The organism is Vibrio sp. Vb0888 (genome assembly GCF_033338835.1).
Classification (GTDB): Bacteria; Pseudomonadota; Gammaproteobacteria; order Enterobacterales; family Vibrionaceae; genus Vibrio; species Vibrio alginolyticus.
Map to the genome: position 1 here is coordinate 791,168 of NZ_JAWOTL010000001.1, position 12,392 is coordinate 803,559.

A 12,392-nucleotide genomic window follows, 5' to 3' on the forward strand; every position below is an offset into this window, starting at 1 on the left:
CTAGCACTGTTCATGGCGTGTCTCGCCATCCTCATCGGAGTGAAAGCCGCCAACCGAGCTGCACTTTTAGAAAAAGAACTAGCCAAACTTCGTGAGGAAGTCACATCACTACGAGCCAGTGTCCATGGGGGCTCAAACCAACAAGCGCACCAACAATTCAGCATCGAAAAAGACACACCATCTGTAGCGACGTCACCTCACATAGAATCACCACAGAAAGATGTCTCATCCTCTGGGGAACATGATCCAGCTACCAACCTAGACTTGGACCAGAGCGCTGCGAATCAAGGGTACGCCCAGACAAGAGAAGTGCAACTGGATGTTTTTAGTCAAGAAAATGAGTCATTCCTTCAGAGTAAAGTTCAGAGCCTGCTTAGCAACATTCAAGAAAATTGGTTGGTTTGGGTAGGCGCATTGGCCATGCTGATCGGTGGAGGTTATCTCGTACAGGTGATTGGTAGTCACATCCAGTTTTCGCCATTTATGCGAGTGTCCTTTGCCTTTGTGATCTCATTACTTATGGTGCTTGTTGGCGAGTGGTTTCACCGTAAAGAACAACAGAATCCGCAACGGGCAGCACGAGCCCAAGGCTTTACGTATGTTCCTGCTGCTGTTACCGGTACGGGATTAACGGGCATTTACTGCACCGTCATTTTTGCCTTTGTGGTTTATCAAATGCTAACGCCGAGTATCTCGTTGATCATCTTGGCTTCAGCGGCATTTTTCAGTTTAGCATTATCATTGCGACAAGGGCCGTTAATGGCCGTGCTTGGCTTAATTGGTGGCTACACAGCACCACTGTGGATTGGGGGTAATGAACCCAACTACTTCTTGTTAGCCGGATACATCTGCGCAATTTCGTTCGCGGCGACCTTATTGATGCAAAAAGTGCGTAGGGCATGGATTACGCCAAGTATCGCGATTCCACATGTCATTTGGATGTTGCTGTTGATTGAGAGTGTACCAACAGAACGGTTGTTCTCGTGGCTCGCGATTTATCTCTCCATCACTTTGTATCTCATTTTCGCGGTTCCGAGAATGGGTTGGATGCTCAATCCTCGCTTTCGTCACTATCAAAGCAAGTGGACAAACTCGCCGACCGCTACCGCTCTCGCAACTGCTTTATTGACCTTTTCTGCCGTCACCAGAATGCCGGAGCTGAACACTCTACAAATGGCGTACTGTTATACGCTGCTTGTTGCGAGCATCTGGCTACCAGCACTTCGTACAGGCTGGTCATTACGTGTATTTTTGCCATCCATACTCGTCTCAGCAACCGCGCTGATAGTTCTTACCATCGCTTTTGATGCGCTGTATATGGTAGAGCGAGAAGCTAGCATCCTATTCGCATTGGCGGTGAGTATTGCGCTGATCTGCTATCGAACATATTGCCAATCACTTAGTGACCGTTCGCAACTCAGTGGGTTGCTTCTGCTGGTACTGGCTCCCGCGATGAGCTTAATTACGTTGTTTTATATTGACGAATTTATGCAGGGCTACCTGTGGTATTGGACTGCATTCTGCGCATTGATGGCCACTTACTACGTTGTGCTTGGTCAGCGTGCACGTTCGTTGGCATTAGAATGCTCTGCCGTTATGCATGCTTTAATCATAGGTATTGCTTTTGTTTGGTTGAGCGATACTTGGTTAACAACAGCAATCTCAATACAAGTTGCGATAATGGCCTTACAGGCTCAAGTCGGGTTATTTCGACCTGCGAGTTGGGCGATTAAAGTGACAATGGGAATACTGGTTATCCGACTCACGCTGCTACCTTTCATCCCCGAATGGCAACCGGTAGAAGCTGGGCATTGGGCTTGGGTTCTTGTGAGTTATATGCCTTCTCTCTTCATCTTGTCTTATGCTCGTTCAACACTAAAACAAGTGGACCGAGAACTGACCAACTGGTTTGAAGGGGCGTTTTTACATGTATTCTTAATGGCATTGTTCACCCAAACTAACTACTGGTTAACGGGGCAATATGGTTACTTGGGGCACATCGACTTCACAAGTGCGGCAGTCTTTGCCAATCAAGCATTAGTTATGGGTTTGGTATACAGCTACCGCAGCCAATTTGCGCAACGCTTAAGCCGTATCTACGAAATCTATAGTTACTTGCTTTGGTGCGCGTTCGCTATATTGATTATTTTGCTTAATACGGCAGAATCGCCGTTGGTGACTGATAACGTCTCGGCACAAGCACTTCCCATCTTTAACATGCTGAGTATCGGCTGGCTGTTACCAGCTTGCATCCTGCTTATCGCAACGTTTAAGCGCTGGAATACGTTGCAAGTTCATCGATTTGCGATTGCTAGTCTAGGCTTTTTACTTGCAGCCATTTGGTTGGGGATGTCTATCCGTCAATTCTGGCAAACCACATCGATGATGCTGTATCAGCCAACCAGCATGGCAGAGTTGTTCAGTTATTCAGTGGCTGGCTTGCTCGTAGGTGGATTGCTGACTTGGCGCGGCGTGACCCAACAGGGGCTGATGATGCAGCGTGTCGGTCTAGTGGTCCTTGCCGGTGTCGCACTGAAAGTATTCTTATGGGATGTGAGCTCTCTGGATGGGTTCTGGCGAGCAATAAGCTTCTTAGGCTTAGGTGCATCTTTGATAGCACTTGGATGGCTATTCCAGAAATTGAATCGTTCGGTGGCAAAAGCACTCGAGCCCTAGACGAGTCAAAGAGAGATTCCCGACAGTGCGCTGTTTTCGTTATTGGGGGACGATAACAGTGTAAAGCCGGGAATCATTGGAGTGTTCGTTACTTCAGTAAAGCGACCACGGTATGACGACGCACGTTTGCTTGCGCATTCAATGCCTGAAAAGTCGAAGTAAACTCGCCAGACTTTTGCATGAATCCATCCAGTTTTGCATTCACTTCATTGACTGAAAGCTGTGCGGTTTTGGTTTGGATAGAACGCATTTGAGTATTCAGTTCACCATGAAAAGCTTTCGCTTCCTGCAAGCTCGTTTGAACTTGTTTCAGATGCTGATTTACTTTGGCAATCGTCTGCTTGATGCCGTCGCGTGAGCCTAGATCAAACCCGAGCTCCGCAATACCATCTGGCTCAGACTTTAAGTTCAAAACGTTAGGCTGTCCCGCAGGGAAGCGGTGCCCTTCCCCCGTTACCATCACCTTTTGCTGCATTTGTTGATAAGCGTTGTCTCTGGCTTCAAATAAAATGCTGCCATCATCGGCTAATGAGGCTCGCATTCCTAACGCAATCAAGCTGCGATCCAGCATTTTGACCGTTCGCTCACCGTCTGATTGTCCATCAAACTGAATCATCACCGCTTGACCTTGAGGAAAATCCAAACGGATTTGCTCGGCCTTGTCGCTTAAGCGATGAACATTCAAACCTGGAATAGAAAAGCGACGAATATCCGCTTTATCCAGTTTTAAGTGCAGTTCGTTATTTAGGACTTTCTGGCCATCGAAACGTGCTTGCTCAACGACTTTTTGGATGGTGGCTTTAGAACGAACCAATGTATCCTGCAAACCAGGAACATTTTGTACGCCTTGATTAATAGCTTGCGTCAAACCACGTTTAATTTGCGTGAGCTCTTTGCCAATCACCTGCAGCGATTTGGACGCGATCTGAACCGCCGTGGCTTGCTGCTGACCCTGCGTAAGCTGAATACCAGATACAGAGTAGGCTGACGCAGTGTCAGCCTGAATTTGCGCCGGGCGCGGTTTAATTGCCGTACTTGAGTCTGCAGAACGGGTCGGCATGATAGAGGCTTGTTCTTGTCCACCTAAGCGTATGCTATGGGGTCTAACCTCTACTGTACTCATTACCATAAAAAGAACTTCCTAACCTTATAAACGGTCAAACAGCGACAAACCATCGATCTTCACATAGCTTGCTTGCGTTGCTTGCAAAGCGGCCATGTAATTACTCAATCGTACCGACGCTTCACCATAGTCCAGAGCAGAGAGGTCTCCAGATACTTTGTCAACGAACAGCTTGTTTTCACTGTGCGCGCCACCAACAAGATCTAAGTTGTTGTGTCGACCACCAATCTCAGTCATGGTCCCTAGTACGTTTGAAAAAGTATCGTCGATAGCGCTGATACTCGCCTCAACTTCAGCTCTGAAGTTGGCGGTAGGGCTCTCAAACTCTTTGATCAGCGCATCAATTTGGTTAAGCACGTTATGGCCTCCCCCAAGGTCCAATATTTCTTTTGCAGTCATATTGGAATCCATCGTGACACCTTTAGCAATTGTTACTACGCGCTTGTCACTATTACCTTCAATTACGTAGCTGCCGCTCGCTTTACTTACAGCCGCAGTATCCGTTTTAGTACCAGAGAAAAGGTAGTGCCCTTCTTCATCCTGCGCGTTAAAAGACGACTCAATAGAGTCACGGTAACTCTTAAGCTCTGTAATCATACCGCCACGACTTTCGTCAGTAAGAGAGCCGTTCGCACCCCAAAGCGCGATGTCTCGCATGCTTTTTAAGCTTTCTTTGATCGAATCTAAATGGGTTTCTTGACTCGATAGCGTCGTTTTTACGTTTTCAATGTTGTTTTTGTACTGAGCAATCGCACTGGTTTCTCGGTCTAAGTTAAGCAACTTGATCGAAGCCATTGGATCATCAGACAGCTTGGTTAAGCGCTTGCCAGTAGACATCTGTTGCAGAGCTTCGCCTAATCCCGCGCTATTGCTCTGCAAGCTGTGCAACATCATTTGACTAAATTGATTGTCACTAATTCGCATCTAAACTTTCCTCTTAGAATAACTGCAGAATAGAATCGAGCAGTTGATTTGCTGTGCTGATCACTTTCATGTTGGCATTGTGCGCATTAGCAAACATCATTAGGTTAGCCGCTTCTTCATCGCTGTTTACGGAACTAACATTATCGCGAGCTGCGTGCGCTTGCTTGTTCATGGCTAACTTCGCTTGATAATCAGCATTAGCTTGGCGTGCTTTAATTGCGGTTTGACCCACCATTGAACTAAAGGCATCGTTCAAGCTTACTGAGCCGTAACCTGATACCGCCACTGGCTTGTTGCTTAACTCGATCAATGATTGCAACGCATCTGCGTTACCAGGTGTTCCATCACTTGAGAACGCAAGCTCATCTGGAGTTAGCTTGGTAATATCCAAACTGGCTGCAGGGTTTGCTGGGTCATAGCTGAACAAAGGTTTACCTGGGTTGCCATTTAAGTCTTTGCCAGTTGCAAGCACGGCGTTGTATTCATCCGCGAGAGCTTTCGCCATGTCATTCAGAGCCAGTTGGTTTGGTTTCAACACTTCGGTTTGATAGTCATTAATCGCACCTAATTTGCCACCAAGCGAGTCACCAATCGCAAAGCTTTGATTCGAGAACGTGACGTGTAAGTCCGCTAAGTAAGGATCACTCGGGTCAGGAATGGCTTCCAGTTTGCCATGGTCCGTACCCATCACAAGCGGTTGACCAGAGGTTAGTGTGACCTGAACACTGCCGTCATGCTGCTGTGTTGTTTTGATTTCAATGGTTTGAGATAACTCACCGATTAACCTATCTCGTTCATCCATTAACTGTGATGGATTACCACCTGTACCTTGCATCTCTACCAGTTGCTTGTTCACCTTCGCGATATTTTCCATAAGGCTATTCGCGTGGTTAAGCGCTGCATTACGTTGGTCGCTCATGTCTTTATGTTGATTGTATAAAGACTCGGTAAGCGTATTAAAGCGGCGGGCCAAAGCTTCAGATTCGTTAATGATCTGCTGGCGGTAAGGTATGGATTCCGGCTTAACGGTCGCATCGTTAAGCGCAGCGTTTAGCGAGTCCAAGCCAGCCGATATACTGAAACCATCGGCACCAAGCGTATTCTCCAGCTGACTCATGTTACTGGTGTATCCAGATGCGTATGCCGCCATACTGTTAGTCGACCACGTTTGCTTAATCAGAAATTGATCAGTAACGCGGCGAATGCTAGTGACTTCTACCCCTAAACCTGGACTTAAGCGATTGGCTTTACCATCATCGACAGACGCCATCAACGCTTGTTGACGACTGTAACCCACGGTATTCACGTTTGCCACGTTTTGCGCGGTTACGTCTAGGGCCACACGGTTCGCGCCTAAACCTGAAAGGGCAATATTAACTAGGTTCATTTACAGCTCCATTTTTCTGATCAACGGCTGAGAAAACGCGGTAGTCATACCGGTCTCACCGAATACCTGTTTAACAGAGGCGACGGCTTGAGAAGCGGTATTAAATAGGCTTGAATTCTTCTCCACCTCTTTAGAATCTACTTGTGAGATAGATTCAGAATTCGAAGCTTTACCATCGTTAGCGGATGAGATGTTGCGCGCAGCATCGAAAGCAACCTCACGCATAGACGGGCTCAGCTGCTGGATGAGCATATTGGCAATGCCTGAGCTCTGTTTCTTTGCTAGTTCCATCGCCAGCTGACCGTCATACATATCACGGAATACCCCTTGTTGCTGACTGGCGAACGGGCTGTCTTTATCAGCAAGAGCATCACTACTGCTGCGCATTTGGCGTAACACCATTTGTAGGAACATTGCCTCAAATTGACCTGCGACGACTTCAAGTGCGCCTTCTTGATCACGACTATGCTTGATGTTAGCCAATGCACTATTGTCGTGATAAAGCATCGAATTTAACTGAGTTTGTTCATTGGTACTGTCTAGCTTCATCCTTAACTCCTTATATCACGACCAATTCAGCGTTCAATGCACCCGCTTCACTCAAAGCTTGCAGGATAGACATCAAGTCTGTAGGCGTGGCACCTAAACTATTTACCGCATTAACTATGGTGTTAAGTTCCGTGCCTGGAGGCCAAATCACCATCTGAGCGAGATCTTCATTCACATCAAGGTCCGTTTGGTTAACGACTTTCGTATCGCCATTTGCAAACGCATTAGGCTGACTAACTTGTTGTGATTCAGAAATTCGCACGGTCAAGTTACCGTGACTTACTGCTGCTTCACTCACTTTGACACTCTTACCGATCACTACGGTGCCAGTGCGAGAGTTAAAGACAATACGAGCAGGTTTACGGCCTTCAACGACGCTCATTTCTTCAAGCATCGACATCATGACGACACGCTGCTGTGTATCTTTTGGTGCACGCATATCAATGCGCGCTTTATTGATCGCAACTGCAACGTTAGGTCCAAAAGTGTTGTTAATTTCACGCGCAATATTTTTTGCTGTAGTGAAGCTAGGCTTGCGCAGGTTTAGGGTGATTTCATCACGTTGGTTGAAATCGGTTTTGATTTCTCTCTCTAAAGTCGCACCATTCGGAACGCGACCCGCCGTTGGTGTGTTCACTTCTACTTTGGAGCCACTTCGCCCCTCTGCAGATAAGCCGCCCACAACCACGTTACCTTGCGCAATCGCGTACACTTCGCCATCAATACCACGTAAAGGCGTTAGCAATAACGTACCACCGCGAAGGCTCTTTGCATCACCGATTGAAGACACAACCACATCCAACGTTTGTCCTGGGCCTGCCATTGGGTCAACGGACGCTGTCACACTCACAGAAGCCACATTTCGTAGCTTAGGGTTCATACTGTCATCAATTTGAACCCCAAACTGACGTAGCATGTTGGTAATAGATTGAGAGGTAAATTTCACTTGGTTTCGGTCACCTTGGCCGGCTAAGCCAACTACCAAACCATAACCAACCAGTTGGTTTTCTCGAATGCCGCGAACATCGACCAAGTCCATGATCGGAATTTCCGCTTCAGCACGTGAAGTGCCTGGTAGTCCCAAGGTCAACACCAATAGGAGAGACATAAAGAAAGATTGCATTGTCTTCATTAGAAAGGTACCCATGGGCTGTTGAAGAACTGAGTTAGCCACCCGGCTGCGTTGCTGTCAGCTAGCGCTCCGCGACCTGCGTAGGTAATTCTTGCATCAGCAATTCGTTGAGAAGAAACTTGGTTACTGCGGTTAATATCATCCACACGGACGATACCGGTTAGACGAATAAACTCGTCGCCTTGATTCAGACGAAGCCATTTTTCACCGCTGATACGCAATACGCCATTAGGTAATACTTCGTGTACCGTTACCGTAATGGCACCTTGAAGCTTGTTGCCTTGTGAACTTGATGCACTGCCATCGAAGTTACGTTTGCCATCCACGCTAACCCCTAACTCATCGATAGTTTTCGTGCCTATGGTCGGCGCCACAAAGTTAATTGCTGAACTTTTACCGAACTTAGTACCCGCATTTTTACTCGATGAGGTTTCTTCTGATAATTGAACCGTTAATACATCGCCAACTCGGTAAGCACGACGATCCTGGAACAGAGTCATCGTGTATTGGTGACGATAAAGGCTACCAGATTGGGTTTCCGGCAGCGTGTAATCGAGCGTTGGTGGTGCATATTCCTCAGCATTCGGCTCAGGCGGAATAAATTCCTGACGGCCAGCACATCCCACCAGCAACACGGCGGCTACTGCCCAACTCTTAGAAAGCCATTTCATTGCTTTTTCCTTCATCATCACCAATTTCATACTTACATTGATTGCGAAACAAACTTCAGCATGTCATCTGCAGCAGAGACCACTTTCGCATTCATCTCATACGCACGTTGAGTGGTGATCATGTCGACCATCTCTTCTACTACTTGTACGTTTGACCCTTCCAGTGCACCTTGCTTGATAATGCCGGCGCCATCAGCTCCTGCAATCAGCTCATCAGCTGGACCGCTGGCTTCCGTTTCACGGAATAAGTTGCCACCCATGGCCTCTAAGCCGGCTGGATTGATGAATTTTGCAAGTGTAATTTGACCAAGCTGCTGAGGTGTTGGATCGTCTGCTGTTGTTGTAGTCACGGTGCCATCAACACCCACAGAGAAAGAGACCGCATTGTCAGGGATCTGGATTTGAGGCTCTAAAGGCAGGCCCTGACTGTTCACCATTAAGCCTTCTGAGTTTCGATGGAACTGACCATTACGTGTATACATGATCTGTCCGTCCGAGTTTTCTATTTGGAAGAAACCCTGACCCATTACAGCAAGATCCAACTCTTGCGTTGTGTTTTGGGTATTACCTTGCGTGAACACTTTTTGTGTGCCAACAACGCGAACACCGCTACCTAGCTGAATACCACTTGGTAGTTCGTTAACTTGGTCTACTTGAGCGCCTGGTTGACGCTGAATGCTGTAGAAAAGATCTTCAAATACGACTCGGTCACGCTTAAAGCCAACCGTGTTTACGTTTGCTAGGTTGTTAGAAATGGCAGTCATCTTCGTGTCTTGCGCTGCCATGCCTGTCTTACTTACCCATAATGCTGAATGCATTTTTTACTCCTTGCGGGGCGAGACTTAGCTCGCCGCCATTAATTTGTTACCAGCTTTTGCTAGAGTTTCCGCCGTTTTCATCATGCGAACTTGCATTTCAAAGTTGCGCGTCAGCGACATCACACTAACCAATTCATCAATAGCAGATACGTTACTGCCCTCAATGTGCTCAGGAGAGAGTTGCACGGTTTCATCTGCCGCGAATGGCACGCCATCTACGCTGTGCAGCAAGCTATCGCTCTCTTTTTGCAGTTGATTAATTTCCGGTTTAACCAACTTCAAAGTGCCTGCCACAATTTCTGCGCCGCCACCTGGTGGGATCACTGAGACTTGACCACGCTCGCTGATTTCAATCTTTTGATAATCCGGCACAACCAAAGGACCATTGTCACCGAGGACAGGGAACCCATTGATTGTTAGAGCGCCAAAAGTATCGACCTGAATATTGCCTGCACGGGTGTAAGCTTCGTTACCCGCTGGGGTTTCTACAGAGAGATATCCCTCCCCCATAACCGCAACGTCCAACGGACGTCCTGTTTTCACAATATCGCCAGCGTCGAAACGTGTTGAGGCAGAGTTGGTCACAACCATAGTGCGACCATCAAAACCTGGGCCTTGCATCTCTACACTACGCACACGCTCCATATCCGCTCGAAAACCCGCAGTATCAGCATTTGATAAGTTGTTTGAACGAACGTGCTGCGCTTTAAGAACTCGGCTGGCACCCGACGTTGCCGTAAATAACAAACTATCCATGCAAAACTCCCATTACACCGCGTTAAACAAAGCTTGAGTAAGCTTGTCGCTGGTAGAAATTGTCTTTGCGTTTGCTTGGTAGTTGCGTTGTGCAGTCATTAGAGCAACAAGCTCGCTGGTTAAGTCAACGTTAGAACCTTCTAATGCACCCGGAGTTAGGTCACCCATCGTACCTGAACCCGGAACACCCATAATTGGAGCACCTGAGCTAAAGCTTTGAGTCCATGATGTTCCACTCACTTTCGCTAAGCCTTGTGTGTTTGCAAAATCAGCAAGAACAACCTGACCTTGTAGCTGTGATTGGCCGTTAGTGTAAGTCGCGTAAACCATGCCGTTACCTTCAACGCGTACACCTGCAAGTTCACCTGATGTGTAACCGTTAGGACTATTAGTACTTACGCCAAAAGCTGCACCAAATTGCGTGCTGCCTTTCAGGTTAATGTCTACACTCATCGCGTTCGCGCCTGCAGCAGGGAATGAAACATTAAACGGCGCAGTTGGTGCTGAAAGCGAGCCGTCTTTACCAAACGTTACAGGCACAGTTGCTACTGGCGTCGTACCGCCATCTACTTGAACGTTCACTTCCCACGAGTTAGAAGCAGTCTTAGTAAAGTACTGAGTTACCGTGTGCGAGTTACCCAGTGAGTCGTAGACTTTTGTTGTGTAAGACGAGTTAAATGAGCTTGGATCTTTTGGATTGAATGGCGTTACGGCTTTATCAATAACAGACGCGCTTGCGTCGAAGTTCGCAACAAAATCTAAGCTGTCTGTTGCTTTAGCATTCAGTGAGGAAGTCGATACCTGAATATTACCCACAGAACCTGTCATTAGGTTGTTGTTGCTATCGACACTGTAACCTTGAAGCTTTGCACCGCTGTTAGCCGTAACAAAGTTGTTCTTATCCGTTGAGAACACACCTGAACGTGTGTACAACATTTGACCCATATTATCTTTAGTAACAAAAAAGCCACCGCCATTAATAGCTAGGTCCATCGCACGGCCAGTTCCTGTGATACTGCCGTCTTTGTCGAAGTTCTGTGAAATTGACGCGACTTCCACACCACCAGGTTGCATGCCGTTATATACAGCGGAGAATTCTGTGCGGCCACCTTTAAAACCATACGTTGATGCGTTGGCAATGTTGTGACTGATTGTGTTTAGCTCTGTGTTGGTCGCGTCCAGACCACTTAGTGCGATGTTAAAACTCATAAATAGACCTCTGATTTCCGTATTTGGTTAAGCACCAAACTGAGTGATTTGATAGAAAGGAACGTTGCCAACGCCATGGACATTGACTAATGCTGCGCCACCGGTATTAGGAATGCGCACTTGCTCAACAGTGCCTGCCATCAGCACATTTGGACTTGCTTGCCCTTCTTGCACTTCTACGGCCACTGAGTATTTGCCTGGTTTAAGACCAAGTTCTTCAGGATTAATTGAAAAGTCGACGTCACCTTTGCCGTGAGCACCTAGTGGCACTTTAGTTGATTGACCAAATTCATCTTTAACAACTAACGTGACTTGGTTTGAGCTATGAGCGAGTTCGATTTTTCCGTTTTGTACGTCTTCACCAAGCTGAAATTCATCCGCATTGACGTAAACCGTTTGCCCAACAAGGCCCGCTGTTGATAGCACTTGCATGTTGTCCAGTAACACCATGCTCTGTTGCATTGTCTTAGACATATTCTCGGTACTTTGTACCTGCGAGAACTGAGCCAATTGACCAACGTATTCCGTACCATCAAGGGGATTAAGTGGGTCTTGGTTTTGAATTTGAGCCACCATCAAAGAAATAAACTCATTCTCCAATGAAGAAGCACTGTTCATGTCTTTAGGGTTTGGTGAGATACCGTTGCTGTCTTTTGCTTTTGTATTTACTGGAGCGTCAGACGATAAAGGGGTGTATTGTGCAATACTCATTAGCTGCCCTGCCCTAATCTAAGCAGACCTTGCTGCATACTTTTTACATTGGCTAATACTTCAACATTCGTTTCGAAGCTGCGTGTTGCGGACATCATGTCTGCCATTTCAGCAACTACATCAATATCTGGGTAAAACACATAGCCTTCATCATTAGCCAGTGGGTTGTTCGGCTCAAAACGCTTCTCTGCATCTCCAGCATTTTTAACAACGTCAACAATGCGAACTTCTGCATTGGGATAAGCTCCATTTTCTGTTGTCATTTGCGTTTTTTGGTACACAGTCGCAAATACTGGCTTAAGCGCTTTATAAGCATCTTCTGGATTTGCAGATACTGCATCTGCGTTTGCTAAGTTACTGGCTACCGTATTCAGACGCACAGTTTGTGCTGTCATCGCGGAACCAGTGATCGAGTAAATATCAGTGAATGACATAA

The 12,392-nt window shown here is 46.9% G+C and carries 12 protein-coding genes; 1 reads left to right on the top strand and 11 read right to left on the bottom strand.

The features are described 5' to 3' along the window. Positions 1 to 12 precede the first annotated feature (12 nt). Positions 13 to 2,676: a DUF2339 domain-containing protein gene (locus R7P72_RS03450; protein WP_411912896.1), complete on the top strand. Its 2,664-nt coding sequence runs from the start codon at positions 13 to 15 to the stop codon at positions 2,674 to 2,676. Positions 2,677 to 2,764: 88 nt separating this feature from the next. Here the strand turns inward: R7P72_RS03450 and R7P72_RS03455 are convergent, their stop codons facing one another. From R7P72_RS03455 to flgC, 11 genes are read right to left on the bottom strand one after another with little or no spacing between them, the layout of a single operon-like run. Beyond that, a complete protein-coding gene (locus R7P72_RS03455) occupies positions 2,765 to 3,805 on the bottom strand; it encodes a flagellin (protein WP_005373996.1) in 1,041 nt (346 codons plus the stop codon). 18 nt (positions 3,806 to 3,823) lie between these two features. Then, complete coding sequence (gene flgL / locus R7P72_RS03460; protein WP_005373998.1) at positions 3,824 to 4,723, bottom strand: flagellar hook-associated protein FlgL; 900 nt, start codon at positions 4,721 to 4,723, stop codon at positions 3,824 to 3,826. 13 nt (positions 4,724 to 4,736) lie between these two features. Next, positions 4,737 to 6,110 carry a flagellar hook-associated protein FlgK gene (flgK, locus tag R7P72_RS03465; RefSeq protein WP_005374000.1) on the bottom strand — a complete coding sequence of 458 codons (1,374 nt, stop codon included), beginning with the start codon at positions 6,108 to 6,110 and terminating at the stop codon, positions 4,737 to 4,739. Then, on the bottom strand, positions 6,111 to 6,659 hold the full coding sequence (locus tag R7P72_RS03470; protein WP_318110376.1) for a rod-binding protein: 549 nt from the start codon (positions 6,657 to 6,659) through the stop codon (positions 6,111 to 6,113). It abuts the gene before it with no gap. Positions 6,660 to 6,669: 10 nt separating this feature from the next. Beyond that, on the bottom strand, positions 6,670 to 7,806 hold the full coding sequence (locus R7P72_RS03475; RefSeq protein ID WP_086026720.1) for a flagellar basal body P-ring protein FlgI: 1,137 nt from the start codon (positions 7,804 to 7,806) through the stop codon (positions 6,670 to 6,672). Further along, the gene (flgH, locus tag R7P72_RS03480; RefSeq protein WP_017635111.1) at positions 7,791 to 8,462 is read right to left on the bottom strand and encodes a flagellar basal body L-ring protein FlgH; all 672 of its coding nucleotides are present in this window, start codon (positions 8,460 to 8,462) and stop codon (positions 7,791 to 7,793) included. Before flgH ends, R7P72_RS03475 begins: the two co-directional genes overlap by 16 nt. A gap of 32 nt (positions 8,463 to 8,494) precedes the next feature. Next, positions 8,495 to 9,280 (bottom strand): flagellar basal-body rod protein FlgG, encoded by a 786-nt coding sequence (gene flgG / locus R7P72_RS03485; RefSeq protein ID WP_005374008.1) that lies wholly within the window; start codon positions 9,278 to 9,280, stop codon positions 8,495 to 8,497. Positions 9,281 to 9,304: 24 nt separating this feature from the next. Beyond that, positions 9,305 to 10,036 carry a flagellar basal-body rod protein FlgF gene (gene flgF / locus R7P72_RS03490; RefSeq protein ID WP_005374009.1) on the bottom strand — a complete coding sequence of 244 codons (732 nt, stop codon included), beginning with the start codon at positions 10,034 to 10,036 and terminating at the stop codon, positions 9,305 to 9,307. Positions 10,037 to 10,048: 12 nt separating this feature from the next. Next, entirely contained in the window at positions 10,049 to 11,245 is a 1,197-nt protein-coding gene (gene flgE / locus R7P72_RS03495) for a flagellar hook protein FlgE (protein WP_005374010.1), read from the bottom strand. 27 nt (positions 11,246 to 11,272) lie between these two features. Then, complete coding sequence (gene flgD, locus R7P72_RS03500) at positions 11,273 to 11,956, bottom strand: flagellar hook assembly protein FlgD (RefSeq protein WP_005384410.1); 684 nt, start codon at positions 11,954 to 11,956, stop codon at positions 11,273 to 11,275. Further along, entirely contained in the window at positions 11,956 to 12,390 is a 435-nt protein-coding gene (flgC, locus tag R7P72_RS03505; RefSeq protein WP_005374012.1) for a flagellar basal body rod protein FlgC, read from the bottom strand. The genes flgD and flgC overlap by 1 nt, the downstream gene beginning before the upstream one ends. Between the last annotated feature and the right edge of the window lie 2 nt (positions 12,391 to 12,392).